At 52.8% G+C, this 23,304-nt stretch carries 28 protein-coding genes; 7 read left to right on the top strand and 21 right to left on the bottom strand.

Going from position 1 to position 23,304, the window contains the following annotated elements; all coding sequences use genetic code 11:
* The first annotated feature begins 3 nt into the window (after positions 1 to 3).
* The 6 genes from phsB (at position 4) to HV302_RS09485 (ending at position 4,967) form a co-directional block, all read left to right on the top strand.
* On the top strand, positions 4 to 582 hold the full coding sequence (gene phsB, locus HV302_RS09460; protein ID WP_181627254.1) for a thiosulfate reductase electron transport protein PhsB: 579 nt from the start codon (positions 4 to 6) through the stop codon (positions 580 to 582).
* Positions 579 to 1,346, top strand: coding sequence for a thiosulfate reductase cytochrome B subunit (gene phsC / locus HV302_RS09465; RefSeq protein WP_032319018.1), 768 nt, complete (start codon positions 579 to 581; stop codon positions 1,344 to 1,346). Before phsB ends, phsC begins: the two co-directional genes overlap by 4 nt.
* Before the next feature lie 138 nt (positions 1,347 to 1,484).
* Positions 1,485 to 2,657, top strand: a complete 1,173-nt coding sequence (gene dacD, locus HV302_RS09470; RefSeq protein ID WP_047415460.1) for a serine-type D-Ala-D-Ala carboxypeptidase DacD — start codon at positions 1,485 to 1,487, stop codon at positions 2,655 to 2,657.
* A 123-nt stretch (positions 2,658 to 2,780) separates the two neighbouring features.
* A complete protein-coding gene (gene sbmC / locus HV302_RS09475) occupies positions 2,781 to 3,248 on the top strand; it encodes a DNA gyrase inhibitor SbmC (protein ID WP_016153545.1) in 468 nt (155 codons plus the stop codon).
* 86 nt (positions 3,249 to 3,334) lie between these two features.
* Positions 3,335 to 4,393, top strand: coding sequence for an FUSC family protein (locus HV302_RS09480; RefSeq protein ID WP_104651487.1), 1,059 nt, complete (start codon positions 3,335 to 3,337; stop codon positions 4,391 to 4,393).
* Positions 4,394 to 4,631: 238 nt separating this feature from the next.
* Positions 4,632 to 4,967 (top strand): DUF496 family protein, encoded by a 336-nt coding sequence (locus tag HV302_RS09485; protein WP_003834176.1) that lies wholly within the window; start codon positions 4,632 to 4,634, stop codon positions 4,965 to 4,967.
* 40 nt (positions 4,968 to 5,007) lie between these two features.
* Here HV302_RS09485 and HV302_RS09490 read toward each other — a convergent pair whose 3' ends face one another.
* The 21 genes from HV302_RS09490 to pduA all read right to left on the bottom strand — a co-directional run bounded on the left by HV302_RS09490 (position 5,008) and on the right by pduA (position 21,774).
* Entirely contained in the window at positions 5,008 to 5,874 is an 867-nt protein-coding gene (locus HV302_RS09490) for a GHMP family kinase ATP-binding protein (RefSeq protein WP_104651488.1), read from the bottom strand.
* A gap of 92 nt (positions 5,875 to 5,966) precedes the next feature.
* Positions 5,967 to 7,181 (bottom strand): acetate/propionate family kinase, encoded by a 1,215-nt coding sequence (locus HV302_RS09495; RefSeq protein WP_049270741.1) that lies wholly within the window; start codon positions 7,179 to 7,181, stop codon positions 5,967 to 5,969.
* A complete protein-coding gene (gene pduV / locus HV302_RS09500) occupies positions 7,166 to 7,618 on the bottom strand; it encodes a propanediol utilization protein PduV (protein ID WP_075848385.1) in 453 nt (150 codons plus the stop codon). The genes HV302_RS09495 and pduV overlap by 16 nt, the downstream gene beginning before the upstream one ends.
* Before the next feature lie 4 nt (positions 7,619 to 7,622).
* A complete protein-coding gene (gene pduU, locus HV302_RS09505) occupies positions 7,623 to 7,973 on the bottom strand; it encodes a propanediol utilization microcompartment protein PduU (RefSeq protein ID WP_016156881.1) in 351 nt (116 codons plus the stop codon).
* A complete protein-coding gene (pduT, locus tag HV302_RS09510) occupies positions 7,973 to 8,527 on the bottom strand; it encodes a propanediol utilization microcompartment protein PduT (protein ID WP_003030201.1) in 555 nt (184 codons plus the stop codon). Before pduT ends, pduU begins: the two co-directional genes overlap by 1 nt.
* Positions 8,528 to 8,529: 2 nt before the next feature.
* Complete coding sequence (pduS, locus tag HV302_RS09515; RefSeq protein ID WP_181599145.1) at positions 8,530 to 9,885, bottom strand: cobalamin reductase PduS; 1,356 nt, start codon at positions 9,883 to 9,885, stop codon at positions 8,530 to 8,532.
* Positions 9,882 to 10,994: a 1-propanol dehydrogenase PduQ gene (locus tag HV302_RS09520; protein ID WP_016156879.1), complete on the bottom strand. Its 1,113-nt coding sequence runs from the start codon at positions 10,992 to 10,994 to the stop codon at positions 9,882 to 9,884. The genes pduS and HV302_RS09520 overlap by 4 nt, the downstream gene beginning before the upstream one ends.
* A gap of 10 nt (positions 10,995 to 11,004) precedes the next feature.
* Complete coding sequence (pduP, locus tag HV302_RS09525; protein ID WP_046275686.1) at positions 11,005 to 12,390, bottom strand: CoA-acylating propionaldehyde dehydrogenase PduP; 1,386 nt, start codon at positions 12,388 to 12,390, stop codon at positions 11,005 to 11,007.
* Complete coding sequence (gene pduO / locus HV302_RS09530; protein ID WP_016153535.1) at positions 12,387 to 13,394, bottom strand: two-domain cob(I)yrinic acid a,c-diamide adenosyltransferase PduO; 1,008 nt, start codon at positions 13,392 to 13,394, stop codon at positions 12,387 to 12,389. The genes pduP and pduO overlap by 4 nt, the downstream gene beginning before the upstream one ends.
* 8 nt (positions 13,395 to 13,402) lie before the next feature.
* Positions 13,403 to 13,678, bottom strand: a complete 276-nt coding sequence (locus HV302_RS09535; protein WP_003030211.1) for a EutN/CcmL family microcompartment protein — start codon at positions 13,676 to 13,678, stop codon at positions 13,403 to 13,405.
* Positions 13,679 to 13,681: 3 nt separating this feature from the next.
* A complete protein-coding gene (pduM, locus tag HV302_RS09540; RefSeq protein WP_049040282.1) occupies positions 13,682 to 14,173 on the bottom strand; it encodes a microcompartment protein PduM in 492 nt (163 codons plus the stop codon).
* Positions 14,170 to 14,802 (bottom strand): phosphate propanoyltransferase, encoded by a 633-nt coding sequence (locus HV302_RS09545; protein WP_016153533.1) that lies wholly within the window; start codon positions 14,800 to 14,802, stop codon positions 14,170 to 14,172. The genes pduM and HV302_RS09545 overlap by 4 nt, the downstream gene beginning before the upstream one ends.
* On the bottom strand, positions 14,802 to 15,296 hold the full coding sequence (locus HV302_RS09550) for a BMC domain-containing protein (protein ID WP_370461224.1): 495 nt from the start codon (positions 15,294 to 15,296) through the stop codon (positions 14,802 to 14,804). The genes HV302_RS09545 and HV302_RS09550 overlap by 1 nt, the downstream gene beginning before the upstream one ends.
* On the bottom strand, positions 15,297 to 15,572 hold the full coding sequence (gene pduJ / locus HV302_RS09555; protein WP_001057752.1) for a propanediol utilization microcompartment protein PduJ: 276 nt from the start codon (positions 15,570 to 15,572) through the stop codon (positions 15,297 to 15,299). It abuts the gene before it with no gap.
* A 19-nt stretch (positions 15,573 to 15,591) separates the two neighbouring features.
* Positions 15,592 to 15,942, bottom strand: coding sequence for a glycerol dehydratase reactivase beta/small subunit family protein (locus tag HV302_RS09560; protein ID WP_181627255.1), 351 nt, complete (start codon positions 15,940 to 15,942; stop codon positions 15,592 to 15,594).
* On the bottom strand, positions 15,932 to 17,764 hold the full coding sequence (locus HV302_RS09565) for a diol dehydratase reactivase subunit alpha (RefSeq protein WP_019077098.1): 1,833 nt from the start codon (positions 17,762 to 17,764) through the stop codon (positions 15,932 to 15,934). Before HV302_RS09565 ends, HV302_RS09560 begins: the two co-directional genes overlap by 11 nt.
* A 15-nt stretch (positions 17,765 to 17,779) precedes the next feature.
* On the bottom strand, positions 17,780 to 18,298 hold the full coding sequence (pduE, locus tag HV302_RS09570; RefSeq protein WP_016153529.1) for a propanediol dehydratase small subunit PduE: 519 nt from the start codon (positions 18,296 to 18,298) through the stop codon (positions 17,780 to 17,782).
* A 14-nt stretch (positions 18,299 to 18,312) separates the two neighbouring features.
* A complete protein-coding gene (gene pduD / locus HV302_RS09575; protein WP_003844241.1) occupies positions 18,313 to 18,987 on the bottom strand; it encodes a propanediol dehydratase medium subunit PduD in 675 nt (224 codons plus the stop codon).
* Positions 18,988 to 18,997: 10 nt separating this feature from the next.
* A complete protein-coding gene (pduC, locus tag HV302_RS09580; RefSeq protein ID WP_003030249.1) occupies positions 18,998 to 20,662 on the bottom strand; it encodes a propanediol dehydratase large subunit PduC in 1,665 nt (554 codons plus the stop codon).
* An 18-nt stretch (positions 20,663 to 20,680) separates the two neighbouring features.
* A complete protein-coding gene (gene pduB / locus HV302_RS09585; protein ID WP_016153528.1) occupies positions 20,681 to 21,493 on the bottom strand; it encodes a propanediol utilization microcompartment protein PduB in 813 nt (270 codons plus the stop codon).
* Positions 21,493 to 21,774: a propanediol utilization microcompartment protein PduA gene (gene pduA, locus HV302_RS09590; RefSeq protein ID WP_003030255.1), complete on the bottom strand. Its 282-nt coding sequence runs from the start codon at positions 21,772 to 21,774 to the stop codon at positions 21,493 to 21,495. The genes pduB and pduA overlap by 1 nt, the downstream gene beginning before the upstream one ends.
* Positions 21,775 to 22,299: 525 nt before the next feature.
* On the opposite strand from pduA, the gene pduF reads away from it, so the two are divergent.
* A complete protein-coding gene (pduF, locus tag HV302_RS09595; RefSeq protein WP_016153527.1) occupies positions 22,300 to 23,109 on the top strand; it encodes a propanediol diffusion facilitator PduF in 810 nt (269 codons plus the stop codon).
* The last annotated feature ends 195 nt before the right edge of the window (positions 23,110 to 23,304 follow it).

Genomic DNA, 23,304 nt, shown 5'->3' on the forward strand with positions numbered 1-23,304 from the left:
ATCATGAATCAATCAACAAACCCTTATGTCATGCTGCATGACGAGAAACGCTGTATTGGCTGTCAGGCGTTTACGGTTGCCTGCAAGGTACTGAATGACGTGCCGGAGGGATTTAGTCGCCTACAAGTGCAGAACCGTTCACCCGAACATGAACCCGAGGTGCTGTCCCACTTCCAGTTTGTTCGCGTTTCCTGTCAGCATTGTGAAGATGCGCCGTGCGTCAGCGTCTGTCCTACCGGCGCTTCATTTCGTGACGAAAATGGCATTGTGCAAGTGGATAAGTCTCGCTGTATTGGTTGTGACTACTGCGTTGCCGCTTGCCCGTTCCATGTCCGCTACCTCAACCCACAAACGGGGATTGCCGACAAATGTAACTTCTGCGCCGATACTCGCCTGGAGGTCGGACAATCGCCAGCCTGCGTTTCCGTTTGTCCGACGGATGCGCTGAAGTTTGGACGTCGCGATGACCCGGAAATTCAGCACTGGATTAATCAAAAAGAGGTTTATCGCCAGCAGGATACGCGTAGCGGCCCGGTAAGTGTCTATCGGCGTAAAGAGATCCATCAGGAGGGTAATGTATGAATTCTATCTGGGGAGCAGAGCTTAACTATGCGCCGGACTACTGGCCGCTGTGGCTCATTTATGCAGGCGTTATTATTGTGCTGATGATTGCGGGCCTGGTCACGCACGCGCTGTTACGTCGGATGCTGGCGCCCAAAACGGCAACCGGCGAAGAGCATCGGGACTACCTTTATTCGCTGGCGGTCCGCCGCTGGCACTGGGGTAATGCGCTGCTCTTTATCCTGCTTCTGCTGAGCGGCCTGTTTGGCCACTTTTCTGTCGGACCGGTGGCCTTAATGGTGCAGGTACATACCTGGTGTGGCTTCGCATTGCTGGCCTTCTGGATTGGCTTTGTGTTAATAAACGCAACCAGCGGCAACGGCTGCCATTATCGCGTGAAATTTAGCGGGTTGATATCACGCTGCCTGCTGCAAACACGCTTTTATCTGTATGGCATTATGAAAGGTGAGCCGCACCCGTTTGCCGCAACAGCAGAGGACAAATTTAACCCGCTGCAACAGCTGGCCTACCTGGCCATCATGTACGCACTGGTTCCACTACTGATCATCACCGGGTTGCTATGTCTCTACCCGCAGGTGGTAGGGGCGGGGCCGGTGATGCTGGTGCTGCATATGGCGTTAGCGATTGTGGGCTTACTGTTCATCTGCGCGCATATTTACCTGTGCACGCTGGGTGACACACCGGGGCAAATTTTTCGCAGTATGATCGATGGTTATCACCGCCATCGCAGTCATCATGCAGAGACCGCGCCGCGTAAAGGGTAGCTCCGGCGAGGTTTGTCTCTGAAACCCTTTCCTGATAGCAAGAAAATGTGCCTTATGTCACATTTTCTTGCAATTTATCCATGTTTGTTCGACAGAACTTCCGTAAAAAGAACGGCTATTTCTCCCTTTCCTGAGGACATGCTGTTGAAACGCCGTTTGTTTATTGCCGCTTCACTATTAACGATGAGTTTTTCGCCCGCCTGGGCGAGCGATGCCGTGAGCTTCGCCCCACAACCTCCTGCGATTACTGCCGGGGCATGGGTGTTAATGGATTACACCACGGGCCAAATCCTGACAGCCGGTAATGAACACCAGCAGCGCAATCCTGCCAGCCTGACGAAACTGATGACTGGCTATGTTGTCGATCGCGCAATTGACAGCAAGCGTATTAGTCCGACAGATATTGTGACCGTCGGGCGCGATGCATGGGCAAAAGATAATCCGGTATTTGTCGGTTCATCCTTGATGTTCCTGAAAGAAGGGGATCGCGTTTCGGTACGCGACCTCAGCCGTGGGTTAATTGTTGATTCCGGTAATGATGCCTGCGTGGCACTGGCGGATTACATCGCCGGAGGGCAGCCGCAGTTTGTCGCGATGATGAACAACTATGCGCAAAAGCTGAACCTGCAGGACACCCATTTTGAAACGGTACATGGTCTGGATGCGCCGGGTCAGCATAGCTCGGCGTACGACCTGGCCGTGCTGTCCCGCGCTATCATCCACGGAGAACCGGATTTCTACCATATGTACAGTGAGAAAAGCCTTACCTGGAACGGCATCACACAGCAAAACCGTAACGGTTTGTTGTGGGATAAAACCATGAACGTAGATGGCCTGAAGACAGGGCATACGTCCGGTGCCGGATTTAACCTGATTGCTTCCGCCGTCGATGGTCAGCGCCGCCTGATTGCGGTGGTGATGGGCGCGGAGAGTGCGAAAGGGCGCGAAGATCAGGCGCGTAAACTGCTGCAATGGGGGCAACACAACTTCGATACAGTACAGGTTTTGCGTAGCGGTAAGCAGGTTGGCACTGAACGGATCTGGTATGGCGATAAAGAAAAAATCAGCCTCGGAACCGAGCAGGATTTCTGGATGGCCCTGCCTAAAGCAGAAGTCCCTAACATCAAAGCAAAATATATCCTTGATAAGAAAGAGCTGGTTGCTCCCATCGCTGCGCATCAACGTGTGGGGGAAATTGAACTCTACGATCGGGATAAGCTGGTGGCACATTGGCCTCTGGTTACGCTGGAATCCGTCGGCGAAGGCGGCGTTTTCTCGCGCCTGAGCGACTATTTCCACCACAAGGCGTAGTTTTTCCTGATGCGTCTGACTGGCAAGAGTGCGAATCTGCTCACATAATAATCACTATTTCCTTGTGGCCGACATAGCCAGAAATTACACTGTATATAAATACAGTGTAACCGTGGAGGTTGTATGGAGTACGAGATAAAGCTGGTCGAAAAACGCATGATTGCCGGTTTCCATATGGTTGGACCGTGGGAACAAACGGTGAAGCAGGGGTTTGAGCAATTAATGAAGTGGGTCGACGGTAAACAGATTGTGCCGTTGGAATGGATTGCTGTTTATTACGACAACCCTGATGTTGTTCCTGCGGAAAAACTGCGCTGTGATACCGTGGTTTCTGTGCCTGAAGGTTTTGAAATCCCGGAAAATAGCGAAGGGGTGATCCTCACCGAACTGGCGGGTGGCGACTATGCTGTCGCCGTTGCGCGCGTTGAGAATCACGATTTTGCGACGCCTTGGTATCAGTTCTTTGAGCGCCTGTTGCAGGATACGACTTATGCGATAGCCGCTAAACCCTGCTTTGAAGTTTATATGAACAATGGCATGGAGGACGGTTACTGGGACATTGAAATGTACGTGCCAGTGCAGACGAAGTAACTGTTTGGGGTGTAAATCAGGATGATCTTTTCACGCTAAAAACAGGTACAATTCGCTTCTTTGCTATTCCCTGACGGAGTGCATGAGTGCGTGCAGACAAATCGCTGAGTCCTTTTGAAATTCGTTTGTATCGTCATTATCGTGTGGTGCATGGTATTCGCATTGCGCTGGCGTTTCTCCTTACTTTTCTGTTGGTGCGCCTGTTAAACATTCCCGAAGGTACATGGCCTCTGATCACGCTGGTGGTGATTATGGGGCCAATATCTTTTTGGGGTAACGTTGTTCCCAGGGCCTTTGAACGTATAGGTGGCACGATCCTGGGCTCGGTCCTGGGACTGGTTGCCCTGCGTCTGGAACTCTTCTCGCTGCCGTTAATGCTGATATGGTGCGCGGTAGCGATGTTTCTCTGCGGCTGGTTGGCGCTGGGTAAAAGGCCGTATCAGGCGCTGCTGATTGGCATAACGCTTGCCGTGGTCGTGGGTGCGCCTGCCGGAGATATGAACACCGCGTTATGGCGCGGTGGTGATGTTATTCTGGGGTCGTTACTGGCGATGCTGTTTACCGGCATCTGGCCGCAGCGGGCATTTATACACTGGCGTATCCAACTGGCGCATTGTGTCACGGGGTACAATCGGGTGTATCAGGCCGCGCTATCCCCCAATCTGCTCGAGCAACCGCGGCTGGAAAAACATTTACAACAACTGTTGAGCGACGTTGTCAAAATGCGTGGGCTCATCGCTCCTGCCAGCAAGGAAACCCGCATTCAAAAATCGATCTTTGAGGCTATTCAGACGGTGAATCGCAATCTGGTCTGCATGCTCGAGCTGCAAATTAATGCGCTGTGGGCCAGCCGTACCAGCCACTTTGTCATGTTGAATGCGCATACTCTGCGTGAAACTCAGCTCAGGACCCAGCATGCACTACTGACAATAACCCACGCCTTGTATGAAGGTAATCCGCAGCCGGTGCTTGCCAATACGGAAAAGCTCAATGACACCGTAGCAGAGCTGCGTCAGCTTATTGCTGAGCATAAAGGCGATAATGTCGCAGAAACGCCCATTCACGGCTACGTTTGGTTGAACATGGAGATGGCTCGACAGCTGGAGTTACTGTCACATTTAATCTGTCGCGCACTGCGCAAATAAAGAGCAGATGAGGGGATTGGTTCTACTGCTGCTTCGATTCAGCAAAGATTAGAGGTATGATACTGAAAAAGGCTAAAACCATTGGTAACTGCAATGGCTTTACCCTCGATAACTCAGGTTTCAACCATGCATTGTCGATGCAGATGCAACTTGAAGTATGGCGGGCATGAAAGTAATGTTGACCCACTTTAGCCGTTGTTTTAACGAATCCGAATCTCACATTATCAGGGGTGTAAAAATGGAAACTACCAAGCCTTCTTTCCAGGACGTGCTGGAATTTGTTCGTCTGTTCCGTCGTAAAAACAAACTGCAACGTGAAATCCAGGACGTTGAGAAAAAGATCCGTGACAACCAGAAACGCGTTCTGCTGTTGGACAACCTGAGCGATTACATCAAGCCTGGTATGAGCGTGGAAGCGATTCAGGGCATCATTGCCAGCATGAAAAGCGATTATGAAGATCGTGTTGATGACTACATCATCAAAAACGCCGAGATCTCTAAAGAACGCCGCGATATCTCTAAAAAGCTGAAAGCCATGGGCGAAGTGAAAAACGGCGAAGCGAAAGCCGAGTAACGATTTTATGCTTGTCCGGGTCGCTGCCGTGCGGCGACCCTTATTGCAGTTCGACCCCGCCCGTCACCATGCGTAACAAATGCTGTTCCGGCCAGTGAATCGTAAGTTTTTTCTGCGTCAGCATCCATTTAATGTAATCCACATCATGACGATTTCTGTCCAGCATCAGTCCGACTACGCTGCCGCTGTGCGCGACGTTGACGCCGTATAAATCACATTCTTCCACCAGTGCTAATAGTGAATCAAAATCCGGTTTTGGTAACAGCAGTTGGCTGGCGATTGCGCTAAGCGTAGCCGCTTCTCCCAACCGGTAAGGATTTTGGCTAATACAGGCTTCCTGTACTTTTTCCCATGCCCGTTGGAGGGCCGCAGCTCCCGCCTGCAAGCCGGAATGACGTGGAATACGGTGATAATCCGCGGTACGCAATGTTTCAGGGCTTTCGAGAACCAGCAGATCGAGTTGAGGCTGAGCTTCACAACCTATTTGCGTGGAAGCGTTGTTATGATCGAAAAGGGTTAGCTTACGAAAAACGGTGCTGTCGGTTGGCTCCAGAGAAACGCAAAGCTGTGCCAGTGTTGGCTCGTCCAGTTGATGGCCCAGATAATGCGCTGCGGCGATGGCCGTGGCGGCAATATCCGCAGTGCTGCTGGCCATTCCTTTCGCGATAGGAATGGTTGACTGAACATCTATCCGGATATCCTGACTGAGATGCGCCGGGTACTGCCAGTGCTGTAATAACCTGTTAACCATTGCCCGAGAAAGTGGACGTTCATCTGTCAGCGGTGAGCCTGAAGTGACCTCAACGGTGCTATACCATTCGACCGGGCAGGAGACCAGTTTCTCACTCCCCAGAATCCAGCCCTGGATAAGTTCTCCGCACGATGCGGGACATTGCGCAACAGCCACGTCTTCACCTTTGTGTTCAGCAATCCTCGGGGCATAGTGTCATGGCGATCGCGCTATTACCATGATTTGCCGCAATTTGCGGTTCGGCAATATCAGGCGGGAATGCCCAATGTCACAGTTTCTGATATCGCTAAACGCATAACGTCCTGGGCTATCATCAGCTCTTCATTGGTATTAATCACCGCCACTTTAACCACCGCATTTTCCGTCTGAATAAAGGTGGCGTTACGCTGATTTTTTTCTTCATCAACGGCCAGGCCTAAGAAATTCAGGTTGTGGCAAATCGCGGCGCGAGCACGCGCTGAATTTTCACCAATTCCCCCGGTAAACACCAGCGCATCCAGACCGCCCATCTGCATAATATAGCTGCCAATAGTGGCGCGAATCCGCTCGGCAAAAAGCGTCAACGCCAGTGCTGCCTGGTGATTGCCCGTATCTGCGGCATGTTCAACGTCCCGGTAGTCGGGTGAAACACCAGAAACTCCGAGTAATCCGGACTCATTGTTGAGCAATTGGTTGAGCTGCTGCGGGGTTTTGCCTTCACGCAGGGCAATCCACGGCAGAATGGATGGATCAATATCGCCACTTCGCGTGCCCATCATTACGCCAGACTGCGGCGTAAAACCCATGGAGGTATTTACCGAGTGTCCGCCTTTGATAGCGCAGATGCTGCTGCCGTTGCCCAGATGACAACAAACAACCCGCAGGGCGCTGAGCGGCACGCCCAGCTTTTCAGCAAGCTGAGCGCTGACATACTTGTGGCTGGTACCATGAAAACCATAACGACGAATACCCAGCTCTGAGTAGTAGCGCCAGGGCAGGGGATAGATGAAAGAAGGCTCATCAAGGGTCTGATGAAAAGCCGTGTCAAAAACCGCAACAGCCGGCGTTTTCGGCAGTAGCTGGCGAAATACCGCAATCCCCAACGCATTAACCGGGTTATGAAGCGGTGCCAGTTCCGCAAGGCGTTCGATTTCCGCCAGTGTTTCATCGGTTACCCGTGCGGAATCTTTGAAGGATTCTCCACCGTGTGCGACGCGATGGCCTACGCCGTCGATCTCTTCAAGACTGCTGATAATATTGTGACTGAGCAGTTTTTCCAGTAGCAGCGTTACTGCTTCACGGTGATCGGCTACGGGCAACGTCTCCTGCCATTTTTGCGCTGGTGTTTTTAGGGTGACTTGCGCATCAGACATACCGATACGCTCGATCAGTCCCTGGCAAATCATTTCACCCTGCGGCATCGCCAGGAGCTGAAACTTAAGCGAGGAACTACCTGCATTAATGGCCATTATTTTGTGAGACATGAAGGTTCCTTTGCATTCAGAAAAATGAACATCTCATCGACCCCGGTATTCTCCAGCGCGCTGGTGACAAATACTTTTTGCGCGCCAGCCTGAACTAGCCAACTCTCCACGAGAGAAATACGCTGCGGGCTGGCTAAATCGGCTTTGGTGACGAGGCCGATAACGGGTCGGTTCATCGGGCCAGTAAAACCTGGAGAAAAAGGTGACCACGGCGCGTCAGCATTGAGAACCAGCACGATGATGTCTGCTTCACAGGCGCTGGCCAGCAGCGCGCTGTACAGGCAGCGGTTTTCGAGATATTCACCCGGCGTGTCTATCGTTGTGGGAGACCAGACAATGGCCTGGGTCTTCTGATAGTGAAGCGCCTCTCCCCGCATGCACTGCGTGAGTGATGTTTTACCGCACTGGCTGGGGCCAATTAGCATTATGCGTTTCATGAGATTATGTCCGGGTGATAGGACAGGCGGTAAAACGCATCATTTCGCCCAGCGTCCGGGTTACCTGTTTCAGCGCGTACTCAACGGCGGAAACATCGCCCGTCAGTACCACAGCGCCGGTAAAACGGTCGAGAAAACCAATCTCTACCGCCCCGGATTTCGTGGCGATATCACAGGCGATGATTGAGGCTTCGCTGGGGGTAATCGTCAGAATACCGATTGCAGAAACCGACTCTGGTAATCCCAGTTTCTTGAACAAATCTTTACCCGGATTAGCGATAAGATGTGCCAGCGTAACCTGCTTGCCAGGAACATATTCCTGAATCATACGATCCGTGGTGGGTTGTCTTTCCATTATCCCTCCACCATCTGTCGCCACATGCTTTCATGCGGACGAGGGATGACCGAACGGTAAACCAACAGACCTTTTTCACCCGCACTTTCACTGGCAACTGTCACTGCGTTATTCACATCAGACACATCGCCAGCGACAACCATGTAGCACTTGCCGCCAATACCAAATGCCATATGGACGCGTACCAGCGTGACATTGGAGGCTTTAACCGCACGGTCGGCGGCGCAGATGCAGGCCGCAACGCTCCATGTTTCAACAATGCCCACGGCCTGACGCTTATCCACGCTGTTAAGTCCACTGATCGCAGGAAGTACGCTGGCGTGAATGTTGGGTAATACCAGACTATCAACGAGCATATCGCCAGCAAGAGAAGTTCCGGTGGCGATCGCCTGTTGTACTGCGCCTACGTCACCACCGAGCATGAGCAGAAATTTACCCGGGCAGATGGTCTTGCTGACCAGTAAATTCACATTCGCGCTTTTTAACATGGCATCGCCAGCTTCCATTCCTTTGGCAATGCTGGTGAGTTCTAAAATCCCTATAGCCTGAGACATGATTAACCTCTTATTACCGTGATGGATTGCTCAGTAATTTCGCTGACAATACCGTCAATACTGGCGTGGACAGGTGCGCCTAATGCACCGGACGGCACATCGGCAACGCATTGACCGCGAACAACGTGTTCGCCCTGCTGTACACATGGGATGGCGCTGGCACCAATATGCTGGCGTAGCAACAGCGTCGTTTTATCCGTGGGATAATCAGTCTCAGTCAGTGGCGCATCGTGATACCAGTCGCTAAGGCCCAGTTTGGTAATAAGGCGCTTCACCGGAATAAGCCGATACTTCGCCATTTCATCCTCAGGATTTAACGGCCCTTCATAACGATGGTTGAGCGCCCGTAGCTCGCGTTTAAGCATGCGGTTAATTCGCATCGGTGAAATCCCAACCGGACAGGCTACGCTTTCACATACATTGCATTCTGAACAGGTCAGGGCCGTGAGCAGTAACTGCGGTGTGGCCGCCTGCTGATAATTAACCGCGCGAACCAGCAGGTGCGGCGATAATTCATGGCCGATCAAATGCCTTGGGCACAAATCCGTACACAACCGACACTGCTCGCAAACGGTTTTTGCGACGGAAAGCACGGTGCGTTCATCCTGCATCCGCCGCTGAATCAACGCATGAGACTTTGGTAAAACCAGCAGTCCCCCGGTGGTCTTGCTGACTGGGGTATCCAGTGAGGTAATCAGGCCGCCCATCATCGGACCACCGTTAATAAAACCGGGATCGTCAACGGTAACACCACCGGCCAACGCCAGAACCTCACGTAAAGACATTCCGATAGGGACGGTAAGAGTGATTGGTCTGGCGACCGCGCCGTTAACGGTCAGGGTACGGCGCGTAACCGGATACTGCTGCTCAACGGCTCTGGCGATGTTGAGCACCGTCTGGACGTTATTGACCACCACGCCGACGCTGACCGGCAGCGCGGCAGGCGGAACTCGCCGGCCCGTTGCCATCCAGATGGTCAAAACCTCGTCACCAGCCGGGTAGACATCAGGCAAAATATGTAAGCGGATCCCGGCAGGCAGAAGGGGCGTTAACGCATTGATAGCCTTTTGATATTTCTCTTTGAGCGCAATAATACCGGCCCTGGCCCCGGTAGCCGTCATGGCATATTGAACGCCACGGATAAGTCGCTCTGCCTGAACGGCCATCAATTGCTGGTCAACTTTCAGCATCGGTTCACATTCTGCCGCATTGACCAGAAACGTATCGACCTGCGCCTGTAATTTTACGTGAGCAGGAAAGCCTGCGCCTCCGGCCCCGACAACACCCGCTGCGCGAACGCGTTCGCGAATTGTCTGCGCATCATAAAGCGTGGACTCTGCCGTCATGGCTGTCTTCATAATAATTCCTCAAGCAGTTCCTGCATGGCGCTGGCGTCGGCAACACGAGGATTGGTTTGCAGCGTGACATCAGCCAGCGCGGCCTGAACCATCGACGGTATACGTTGTGACCAGGCTTGCTTTCCGTCTTTAAGCGCGTCAGCAAAAGAAGGTAACGCACACTGTTTTTTGAGTAGCTCTATATGACGAATTAGCGCATTCAGTGCCGCCGTATCGTTCGCGTTATCCGGGCATAGGTGGCAGGCTTTAGCGAAACGGGCATAGCGCTTCGCAGCCCGCGGATCACGGGCATTAAAATGAATGACATGGGTCAGCAGCAGCGCATTGGCAAGTCCGTGGGGCAGATGAAACTGGCCGCCCAACTGATGGGCAATCGCATGATTGATACCCAGACCAGCCTGACTGAATGCCATTCCCGCGAGCGTTGACGCGTTGTGCATTTTTCCTCTGGTTGCCAGGCAGTCGCCTTTGCTGACGGCGACAGGCAGGTACTGGAAGACAATTTGTGCCGCTTTTTCAGCCAGTGCATCGGTGAAGTCGCTGGCTTTCGTGGACACGTAAGCCTCCAGCGCATGCGTTAATACGTCCATGCCGGTATTCGCGGTTATGGCTGGCGGAACGCTGACGACCAGCGTCGGATCAAGGATGGCCATGTCCGGATAAAGCGCATTATTAAATAATGGATACTTAATGCCTTTATCCGGATCGCTAATCACGCAGGCGCTGGTCACCTCCGATCCCGTGCCGCTGGTGGTGGGAATTGCAACGCAGGTTTCAATCTCAATACCGAACTGTCGGCTGAACCAGACGATGGCTTTTGCGGCGTCCAGTGCAGAGCCACCGCCAAAACCAATGACGACGTCCGGTCGTAGGGACTGCATTTGCGCAATCCCTTGTACTACCGTGCTAATGGTGGGATCGGGGGTGATATCGCTGAAAATGCTGATGCGGTTATCCGCTGGCAGCGCGTCGCGCAGCTTTTCAATCAGGGGAGAACGCGCGAGAAAACCATCGCAGATAATCCAGATATGCTTATTCGTGAAGCGCTTAAGCACATCCAGGCTTCCCTGGCCGCTGTACAATCGAGTTTGCAGTGAAAAGCTTTTCATAACGGCCCCATTAGCGAATAGAAAAACCGTTTGTCAGCACGCAACGACGAGAGCGTGCGAAAGTGCGCGCAGATGTCGTTCCTTCACCGGTCGGCGTTGCGATGGTGAAGGTGGTAAAGCCTTCACCACCAACGCCAATCCCAGCATAAGAGGGGCCATTTTTCACAAAAATGGAGGTCTGAAGCGTGCGCGCGGCAAGGTTCAGACGTGACACATTTTGCGAATGCATAATGGCGGTGTGATGCAACCCCTCTTCAACCTTCAGGGCCAACGTTAACGCGCTGTCAAAATCGCTCACCGTTACGATGGGGAGCATTGGCATCAGTTGCTCGCTGGTAACCCATGGGTCGTCAGCCTTGACGATACCTATCAGTAATCGAGGTGCTTTTGCCGGAACCGGTATTCCCGCGGCTTCCAGTAAGGTTGCCGGGCTTTTCCCTACCAGTTGTTTATTGGCTATTCCTTCTGGCAGACAAACTGCGCGCAGTTTGTCTGTCTCTTCGCTATTGAGTCGCATCGCGCCAAAAGACTGCATTTGTTGAACCAGTCGTTCGGCAACGGCATCAACAACAATCAGGCTCTTCTCAGCAATGCAGGGGAGGTTGTAATCAAAGGATGCGCCATTGATGATATCTTCCGCCGCCTTAACCAGGTCGGCTGTTTCATCAACAATGCAGGGAGGATTGCCTGCGCCTGCGCCAATGACTTTTTTCCCGCTTTTCATGCCCATAGCAACAATGCCTGGACCACCGGTAATCGCCAGAACTGCGATTTTAGGGTGCGCCATCATCTGCTGGGTAGCCTCAAAAGTGGGTTCTGTGACCGTGACGACAAGATTCCGAATCCCGCAGCAGCGAAAAGCAATATCTTCAATCATGGTAATCAGCTTCAGTGAGACCGCTTTTGCACCTGGATGTGGGCTAAAATAAACGCTATTTCCCGCAGCCAGCATACTGATGCTGTTGTTAATAATGGTTTCAGTCGGGTTGGTACTGGGGGCGACGGAACCAATCACGCCAAAGGGTGAATACTCGAATAACACCATGCCGCCGTCGCCGGTAAGCGCCGTGGTGGTGAGATCTTCGATGCCCGGGGTATTGTCCAACGCAGCTTTATTTTTAAGGAACTTATCCTCTTTGTTGCCCATTCCCGTTTCGGCAGCGCTTTCAGCAGCCAGTGAAGCAAGGTGAGGCGTCAGCTCTTCTCGCAGGGCGTTAATGATGGCGCTGCGGGTTTTCAATGGACATTGCTGATAACGCAGAAAAGCCTGATGAGCGGCATCGATCGCTTCGCTAACGGACGGAAAAATTCCATTACCCTTAACTTCTGCTTTTGCCGGGGCAAGTTGCTCACTCAAAATGTTACGAATAAGGGTTTCAAGTTCTGAAGTGTTCATTGATGTGTTCTCACGTTAATTGCCGCAATGGCCGTTTCTGCAATGTCCATATCCTGCTCAACGCTTCCCCCGCTGATGCCAAGACCCCCAAGGAGTAACCCCTCACGCCATAATGCGTACCCGCCACCGAAGGTGACGACTTTTCCCTGCATATGGCTTTCCAGACCGTAAAGCGCGGCGCCTGGCTGCACTGCCGATGTCAGCTCATGCGTGGCGGTTTTCATTGCCACGGCGGTCCAGGCTTTTTTCGGTGCCAGTTCGCTACTGACGAGTAATGCGTCAGGCATGCGCCAGGTCACCGTTTGGGTCCCATTCGCATCAACAATGCTGATGACGACCGGAACCTGAAGTTCTTCTGCTCTCGTTACCGCAGCGCGAGTGAGTTGGTGGAGTTCCTGAAAAGACAGAGACATAGCCGGCTCCCTGGTGGCTGATGTACGGATGGCTGCGAGATAACGCTCCGCCACTTTCTGAATAATGTTGTTTTGATGGGCGTCATGATCTTCTGCTCGTGCAAGCGCATATAAGCAGTCGGAGAGGCGATTGATATAACGCATCAGCACGTGTCTGACGGAAATCTCGGTGGAGAGTTCGACCAGTCGCCTCTCTGCGCGGCGGGCCAGCGTGCGGGCAAAGTGCAGACGGCTGGCGGCTTCGCTGCGGCCAGGTAAAATAAAGCTGCGTAGGGGGGGCACTCTCCCCATCGCGGTATCAATGGCGGCCTCCAGCGCGGCAATTTCTTCTGAGCTGATGTAGCGCTGCTCTGGCGCTGGCTGTTCGCTTTCGCTTGCCAGCTCGGCGCTGAACCAAAAAAGCTGCAGTTGAATGTTTTCGAGTAACTGGCGGTGCTGTGGGTTTTTCGCTGCGCAAACACACAGGCTAAGCGCCGCATTAAGTTCGTCCAGCGTACCGTAAGCCTCGACGCGCGGGTGCGTTTTGCTCACGCGTTGCCCGGTAAAGAGGGCCGTTGTGCCGGCATCGCCAGTGCGGGTATAAATCGCCATAGTTCCTCCTAACGAGAAAGCGTGTCGACAATGCCGACGATAGCCAGATCGATGGCCTCATTAGGGCCGGAAAAAACGTGTCTGGCGCTGGAGCCACTGCTGAGTAAAACCAGTTCTCCAGTTCCAGCGCCGACAGAATCAACCGCGACTTCATCTCCACTCACAGGGGACGCGGGAAGTTCTCCGTCCGCACTCACCCGACGTACCAGCAACAGTTTCTTCCCCACCAGTGATGGAGATTTTTGCGTGGAAACCACAACGCCTGTAACCCGTGCCAGATGCATAGCTCACTCCTGCTTAATTAATTGGACATTTCGCGTACCGACGGCGTCCTGAGCCAGAGCCGTCACGACACATCGACGACGTAGCACCAGAACGCCCCCCTTCAGTTGGGCGACGTCGGCATAGCTGAGAAGTTTGTCAGGATGCAAAACGATGATTCGTCCCAGCTCGTCACTGAACTCCAGAGGCAGACGCGCAAGTTTTCTAACGGGGATTGCGGGTAACAATCGGTGTTGTAGTGAAATTTTCACGCGGACTCCGCATGCCAGCGCTTCGTGGATCGTTACCACCGACATGTTGTCCGCGCAGCCCTCGGCAATTTGCTCCAGCAATGGCAGGTCCGCCTGCAGGAGGTGGAGCGACGAGTACTGGCAGCACAATGTCCGTGGTTCGATTTCCCGTAACTGCGCGACGCTAAGCGAGAGCGTGCTTTCCGCGCGTTTTTTTAATCGGGAAACAACCTCCTCGATAATGCGTTGCAGCAGTTCGTTGTTCATCGTGGGCTCACCAGTGTGGCAAATGCCTGCGGATTATCTGCGCCCGCAGCATTGGCTTCGTCGGTATCGATATGCATCTCAAGGCGCATATCCGGCGAAACGCGTACGGCGACGTTATCGAAAATCAGTCGACGTTCATCGCCATTAATGGCAACAGAGACTTTATCGCCATGGGAAACGCGCAGGATTAGGGCATCGAGCGGCGACATATGGATATGGCGTTGGGCGACGATTACCCCGGATGCTAAGTCCAGTTCAGCAAATGGACTGATAAGGCGAACGCCTGGCGTGCCCTCGATACTGCCTGACATCCGTAGTGGAGCAGCAATTCCCAACGTACGAGCGTCGGTACGAGAAATTTCGACCTGACTGGTGCTACGCAGTGGGCCGAGTAAGCGCACATTTTTTAACTGACCTTTTGGTCCCACCAGTGTGACGGTCTGGTCTGCTGCATATTGTCCGGGCTGCAGCAGCTCTTTTTTCTCACTAATAGGGTGATTGGGAAACAAGCGGTCGTAATCTTCAGCGCATAGATGAATATGACGATTAGAGATCCCTAGCGGAATAGGGCGCTCACGCATTTCATCCAGAACTTTGGTGACCGTTGTCTCCAGTTGCTGTTTATCCATCACGCTTCACCTCGTTTGCCTGAGTGCAGACAAAGAGAGCGCGGCTCGCCCTTTTGACGGGGGCAGGCAGGGTCAAGACACAGATTGCAGCTAATCAACTCTGCATCTTGTGGCGCTTCGGGCGCTGCATGGTCCTCAGGGATCTCTTCATGTGGTACGACCGGTGTCGGGGCGGGCGCTGGCTCAGACTCAGACTCCGGGGTGACGCTATGTGACAGAATGCCATCCCCTGGTCTGGATATGACTTTATGAGCCACCAGTCCATCTCGCTGATCAGCGAAACTGACACCGGTGGAAATGGCCGCCTGGACGGAGGCCACATCCCCGATTATCTTGATCACCATCCAGCCTGAACCGTTGGTTTTTTCGAGGCCCACCAGCGTGATGGAGGCGGCTTTCGCCATGACGTCCGCGCAACTGATGGCTAATGCCAGACCACTAACTTCAAGTAATCCCAGTGATTGCTTCACGCTGTGCTCCTTGGTTGCAACGATTTATGCGGATTTAGGTAAAATGGCTTCAACGTCGCTGTGCGGACGCGGGATAACGTGGCAGGATTTCACCTCGCCAACGGCGCTTGCTGCGGCGCTTCCTGCATCTACGGCAGCTTTCACTGCGCCGACATCGCCGCGAACCATAACGGTGATAAGGCCTGAGCCGATTTTTTCGTAACCAACCAACTGCACGTTTGCGGATTTCACCATGGCATCAGCGGCTTCAATAGCGCCGACGAGCCCTTTTGTTTCAACCAGTCCCAGTGCGTTATTCATACTGCTTTTCTCCTGTGGGTTATGAGTGGCATTCCCGAAATGGAATGCCTTTAACCAGCCGCGCAGCGTTATTACCAATGCTGCGTCGGGCATGGTTATCTTGTTGATACGTCAGCGTAAATAGTGGCGCTGATGTGGGTAAGTTTTTATAGTGCACGACCAGTTTTTCGCGACTACAGCCAATGCCAACCAGCAGTGGCGATTGGCAAGCTGCCAGCCATGCGTTGTGGATAACGTCAGTTGACGAGCTCTCCTGAATCACAAAGGGGATCCCTTCTTCTTCAATACCCAGCAGCACATCACTCCAGACGTCAATGCAGTCAGCAGTGGCGAAGATAACGATGGCTGGCGTGGTGAGATTACTTTCCATGAGCGAATGCCTTGTACCAGGAGAGAATCAGCCCTGTCGCGACCGCGTTGCGCGGACCTTCGGTGCCACGAATGTTGCCGCGCCCGGCAACCAGGCGATAGTGTGCCAGCGCATCGGTGACCAGTTGCGGAACTTCAAAGTCCAGGGATGAGCCGCCAACCAGCACCACAAAGGGAATATCCCGAATGTTCCCGGTCGGACTCACCTGACGTAGCGCTCTGAGTGCGTTGGTGACGAAAACGCGTTCCTTAGCGCTGCGGCGAATGGCCCGGACTTTCTCCAGCGCCAGTTCGCCTGGCAGTGGCACCAGTTCATCGGGTTTTACTACGCATACGCGGGCAAAAACCGTTGGCGGGAGAGGTGTAGGGAAGAACTGGACGCTGCCATCTTCGTGGCGAAGATGGAACAAGCTCTCGACTTTCGCCAGCGGGTACTTTTTGATCTCTTCAGCGAGATAACGGTCTTCCAGCCCCAGTTCACGGGCAATAATCATCGTGACCATATCGCCCGCACCCGCCAGGTGCGTGGCAATAATTTCGCCTTTCGGGTTGATGATGGAGGCATCGGTCGATCCTGCACCGAGGTCCAGAATAGCCAGTGGCCGCGTCGTGCCGGGGGTGGTTAAGGCCCCCAGAATGGCCGCTTCGGCTTCGGCGCCGCCAACCTGGACGTCAATGTTGAGCTTTTGCGTGATTTCCTGAGCAATCATCGCCATTTGCAGGCGGTCTGATTTCACCATGGAAGCAATGCCGACAGCTTGTTCCAGCGAGAACTCACCGGCTAGCCCGCCGGTCACGCTGACGGGAACCGAGGTATCGACTGCCAGCAGGTCCTGAATAAAAATTTCGTGGCTGGGTTTGTTAGTTAATTCAGCCATTGTCTGGCGCACATGCTCCAGCATGCCGCCAATATTGGTGCCAGCCTCTCCGGTGACGTTATCCAGTTTCGGGCATTCACCAACCGCTTTCATAATCGCTTCAGCGCCCGCTGCAACGTCGACCCGTACGGTACGACCCTGTGACTGTAGCTCCAGATTTCCGGCAGGAATGGCTCGTGCTTTCACATCACCTGACGGTGTTTTCACAACCACGGCAGAACGGTTGCCAATCAGCGCCCGCGCCATCGGGACAATGTTTTTAGTCTCGTCGGCGTTGAGGCCAAAAACGGTCGCAATCCCGTAAGGGTTAGAAAGCGTTTCAATGACTTTTCCTGGAATCGCGACCTCAATGGCTGCCAGCATACCTAACGGGATGCGGTCGATATGAAGGACTTCATCGACGATAGGCAAGGGGTGAGTCAGACGATTACTGACCAACACGCCATCGTCCTGCTGCAAAATAACGCCAGTTAACTGGTATCCGGCGCGGACGGAGGCATTAATCATCGTGGCGACATCGGCGAAATCAAAGGCCGATGACACCACCAGAATATAGGGCGTATCCGCCGGACGGCTGAGCAGGTCTTCCGGCGTAATAGTGACGCCAACGCCTAATCCGACGCCGCCCGGCGTTTTAGGGTTATGGCCGATCATGGTGGATTCAGTGATGATGGTTTCGGTTATCGTTTCCATCGCGACGTCACCAATGACCGGGGTGGCTTCGTTAATACGGATGAGCGAAATATCGCTGACATTGATACCGGCATTTTTTGCTGCCAGCGAAAGTGCCTCCTGAATACCAAACACATTACGTAATGTGCCTTTAATTCCGGTGGTTTCTGCCAGCGCGCTGCCGGTGATGCTCAGTGCGCCAGACTCATCGAGGGTAGCCAGAGCGACTTCCGTTGATGAGTTGCCTATGTCAATGCCAGCTATATATCGCATGATCCTGTCCCTGAGTTAGTCGTCGCCTTTGAGTTTTTTACGCTCAACGTACAGCGCTGCCGCTTCACGAACGAAAGCTGCACAGATCTTTGCCTGATAACGATTTTCGAGATCGTCAGCGATAGCCATCAGCTCGTCTTTCGTTGAGCGGTATGGGCGCAGCGCGTTGTAGATCTCAAGAATGCGATCGTCAGGTACAGCGGTTAGCTCAGCTGCACGCTCGAAGTTCATCGCCAGTCTGTCACGTCCGGCATCTTTGGCGATTTCCGCCTGAAGGCGCAGCGTTTCAGGGGTGATGCGCATGTCCTGCGCCGTCACTTTGTTGCTCAGAACATTTTCGAGCGTGAAGTCATCCAGAGTTTTGTTGGTTGCGGTTTTTACCCACTCAGGATGTTTATTCGCGAGAGGGTAATCCGTGACTTTCGCGGTATGTGCTGATGAACTCGCCGCGACCGGCGTCGCGGACTCGCCTTGCAGGCTGTTCATCCGGCTTAGCACATCCCGAACCATCGATTCAATTGCGTCGGTATTCATGGAGTTATCCTTTATCAAAGCGCCACGCGCAGTTCCTGCGGGTTTTTGCCCGTCACGACGTATTTGGTCTCTTTAATGTGCAGAATGGCCGATTTCGCCTGGTACTTAGGACGAGCCATCTGGTCATTCAGAGTAGGGACCGGTTGCGGAGATTCACGCTTGGCATAACGCGCGGCGTTTTTACCGATCTGACGATAGGTTTCCAGCGTCAGAAGTGGTGCCTGAGGGAACAGCTCCAGGTTAGAAAGCGGCGGTAACCCCTGCTGGTGGATAACCGTGGTGCCTTTTGACTGGATGCCGATAGAGATCCCGGAACCGCTCAGACGGTTACCTTCCACGGCGACAAATGCCACATCGGAGGATTTAAAGCAGCGGATAACGCGCGCTTTAATGCCTTCTTCTTCAATACCCGCAATCACTTCGCGCAAGATGTTCTTATGCGGGATCCCTACGATATTGACGGTTTGCGACAGTCCAAACGCGGGACCTACGGCAATAATCACTTCGTCCTGCTGCTGGCCTTGTTTGGCTTCGCCAATCTCGGTCAGAAAGCTGTCGCCCTGCGCCGCTGCAGCCTGTGGTGCGCTAGCCGCTGTCGATGCGCGGAATGAGACGGGTTTGTCGCTGGTTTGCATTTCAGACAGTACGTCTTCAATTATCTGGCGCAGCAGCTTTTCATTGATTTCCATTTTTCACCCCTTAGCCAAGCTCGTTGGGATCAAGTGCGCCAGGGATGTTTTTGATCTCTTCCCAGCGTTCGCCTTGTAGGCGATAACCTGTTGCCGGACCGGCATAGTCATTGACGTCATTTACTGCGGATAGCACCTGTCCGTCGCCAACGATAATGGCGGAGGTATGCAGATAATCCCCGGTTAACTTGGCTTTCTGGATGTTGAGCATGTCCTGAGCGACATCGGTAAACCCGCCCTGAGCAAGGGCTTTCACCACTTCCAGACCGTTACGGTTTTTATTGATGATCTCTTGCGCAAACTTGATATCTTCAACGATGTTTCGCTCCGGCATATCTTTCGAACCGTGGGCGTAAGTCGCCGCTTCCACTTCTTCATCAGTGATTGGCGGTAATCCCATCCCGGCAAAGACGGCCTGCAGTGCACGTGCCGCTTTATTACGAATGGCGATAACGTCTTCTTCACGAACCGGACGCAGACCCCCATCTACCTTGAGGTCTCGCTGGAGAACGTTGTAGTCGTCAAAATCTTCGGCATCCTCGTTCGAGCCCGCAAACATGTTGTCGTAGTTCGGTACAGCGGAATAACCGGAAGAGATGAAGTCAGTACCCGGCAGGAACTGCATCAGCAGGCGGGCAGTACGACGCATATCCGAGTGGGTAAAGGTTTGGTCGTTGCTGGAGGCACACTCCAGATCCAGGGAGGAACAGATCAGGTTTTCAGCTAACACCGCACGAATGCCTGACGGCACAGCGGAAGGCACGCCGATGCAGCTTACTGAACCATTTTGTAAACCCTGTACGCCAGCGGCTTTGGTGATGTAAATACAGCGGGCTTCAAGGTAAAGCATCGATTTACCTTCGGCGTAACCCATCTGAACTTCTGAGCCAGAACCGGAGGTAAAGCGCATTTTCAGACCGCGTGAGGCGTAGGAAGAGGCGAGGAAACCTTTCGACCATGGCGTGTCATCGCCGTCGGTAAAGACGGGTTCAGTACCATAGACAGAGATGGTTTCCGCGTAACAGGTGTGGCCTAACATACCGAGTTTAAGTTCGGTCGCTTCTTCCAGCGAGCACTGGGTTAATACGCCCGGGCGCCCAACCTGTGAGCCGACTAACAGCGCAATGGCGTTAAAGGGGGCATAACGCGCAACGGCAACCGTCGTTTCCTGTTCGTCAAATCCGCGCCAGGCGCCTTCAGCCGCATCAGCGGCAATCTGCACCGGATTATCTTTAACGTTAGTGACGTGCGCCTGCTGAGACGGTGTACGGCGAGCACGCATTTTCTGCATGGCCATCATCATCTCAACGACGTTCATATGGGACACCACTTCGACAATTTTTGCCGGGGTCATTGCGGTGGTCAGCGGCACAATGTCTTTGCGCTTCACGTTAGGATCGCAAAGCATATTGGCAAGTTTTACTGAGTCCATCGCCATGACTTCTTCAGCGCGCGCCAGGTTAATGCCATAGCGGGCAATGAAATGGTCAATTAAGTCAAATTCACTGGCGGATTTGCCGTCCAGTTCTGTGACTGTACCGTTGACGATTTTAATCGACGGTTTAGGGTCGTTCGGGCTTTCCATCGCAATGAAGCCTTCTTCGATCCACTCCTTAACGAAGCCATCCTGATTCACAGGGCGCTTCGCCAGTGCTTCAAATCTTTTCGATCTCATGAATCAGCCTCACTGATATCAGATGTAGGACGGACGATCGTTTTTCGGTTCTGAGCCGAGGGTCCCGAGTACGGTTTTACCGATTTCGCGGGCGGAGATAACGGCCTGACGCACAGCGCCGGAATCGCCTGAAATGACCAGAATGGCTTCGTTACTGAAGCTGGTGCCATGGGCAGGGGAGCTGTAGGCCACAACTTCCACGTTGGCGGATTTCAGCGCAGTATCAGCCATCAGGACACCAACGGATGCCGGGGCGCCGACGATCACGCCACAGGCACGGCCAATCGGTGCACCAAAGGCTTTTTCCAGCGCGTAGCTGGCGCGTGCGGTGTATTGCATCTCGATGTGACCGGCTTCGTTGGCATACACATCGCCAAAGGTGCGATCCAGTTCTTTCAGCGCAACCTCAATTCCGCGTTTCACGTCGGAAACATCGTTGCCGCCGAGAATAATCAGCGAACCGTGACCCGCGCCGCCTTTGGTATCACGTGGCAACTCAATACTGACGACTTCAGTATTGGTGGCTTTTACCGCTTCATCTGCGGCCATGATGTGCGGGCCTGCACCAGTACGCGCGCCCAGGATGCCAATGGAGCGATACCGTTTTTCAAGTTTCATTGCGTCCAGTAGGGCGCTGTCCACGTTGGCGATTACCAGACCGACGGTGTCGCCAATCGCAGTACCGACAAACTCCGTTAAACTGCAGCTTTTCTCTGCCATAGCCGTTTCTCGTGTTGGAGGATTATTTTCAGGGATAGCCTGCTGTTCCGGCGTTGCCACGCGAGCAATCACCTGCGCCATGATCTGATCAACCAGCTCATTGCTGCTCATTAGCTAATTCCCTTCGGTAAGATTTTTTCTACATCGGTGTGAGGGCGTGGGATGACGTGTACGGCTTTCACTTCTCCCACATTACGTGCTGCGGCGGCACCTGCATCTGTTGCTGCTTTGACTGCGCCAACATCGCCGCGGACAATGACTGTTACCAGCCCCGAACCAATTTTTTCGTAGCCGACCAGCATTACATTGGCTGACTTCACCATTGCATCTGCGGCCTCTATGGCTGCAGTCAAGCCTTTGGTTTCTACCATTCCTAACGCTTCTTGTTGCATAAAGACCTCGCCTGGGTTGTCCCGATGTTCATGACTATAAAAAGAAGCGAGGAAAAAGAATGGCTGACTTGAAATTGAGAGTGAAAAAATAATAGAGGTAAGGTGATATAAAATTGCTATTAATTATTTTAACTTGTTGTTTTTAATGGGTATATTAAATCTCATTGATATGATTATTTAGTTATGTCAGTTCCACATTTACACTTTTTCTGGTGACATTATAAATATCATTTGCTATGCGAAAAAAATGAAATTGTGATGGTGGTTTGAAAACGGATTTCTGCTAATAGCAATATTTTATTGTTTTGAAAATGTCCGTGTAATACGCGAAATCCCGATTGTCTCTAATGTTTTAATAAAGTGCGTAGCAAGAATTTGCTATTGCGCCACGATTTTAAAGGGCAAGCTATCCGCAGAATGCCAACAATTTGCTGATACGGCCTTTTATAGTAAGCCTCGAAGTATTCTACTTGCCAGTAAGGAGTCCGCTGGTAAAGACACGAACTCTGCTTAGAAGGTGTCACAATGAACGATTCACTAAAAGCGCAATGCATTGCTGAGTTTTTGGGTACCGGGCTGTTTTTGTTTTTTGGTATTGGCTGCCTGAGCGCTCTGAAAGTCGCAGGAGCCAGCCTGGGATTGTGGGAAATCTGCATCATTTGGGGGCTGGGGATCTCGCTTGCAGTCTACCTGACGGCCGGGATTTCTGGCGCGCATCTCAACCCTGCTATCACCATCGCACTGTGGCTGTTTGCCTGTTTTCCGGGGCGCAAAGTATTACCTTACACTGTGGCGCAGGTCGCGGGGGCCTTTGGTGGCGCTTTGCTGGCTTATTTGCTCTACGGCAGTCTGTTTACCGAGTATGAGTCGGCCCACCAGATGGTGCGCGGCAGTCTGGAAAGCCTGCACCTTGCCAGTATTTTTAGTACTTATCCTGCGGCGGCGCTCAGCGTCTGGCAGGCAGCTTTGGTCGAAGTGGTGATTACCTCCATTCTTATGGGGATGATCATGGCGCTGACTGACGACGGTAACGGCGTACCTAAAGGTCCGTTGGCACCATTGCTGATTGGTATTCTGGTTGCTGTTATCGGCGCATCCACCGGTCCGCTCACCGGATTCGCGATGAATCCGGCGCGTGATTTTGGTCCTAAATTGTTTGCCTGGATGGCCGGGTGGGGAGATGTTGCGATGACCGGCGGGCGTGATATCCCTTATTTCATTGTACCGATTGTGGCCCCTATCATCGGCGCGTGCGCGGGTGCAGCAATTTATCGTTATTTGATTGGCAAAAATTTACCGTGTAATACGTGTAAGCTGGACGAAAATGAGAGCTAGCTTCACAGAAGAAGTTTATTTTTGAAAAGTAAAAACTGTTTTCGTGATCCGGTATCCTGAACTGCCCAAAAAGTCTCCCAAGAATGGGAGACTTTTGTTATGTTCAATTACGACTTTCATCAATGCTCAGGATGGCAGGGTGAAAACAAATGTGAATAATATGTTTTATTTATAACAATAAATTAACTGAGAGGT

This window comes from Citrobacter sp. RHBSTW-00859 (assembly GCF_013729795.1).
GTDB lineage: Bacteria > Pseudomonadota > Gammaproteobacteria > Enterobacterales > Enterobacteriaceae > Citrobacter > Citrobacter braakii.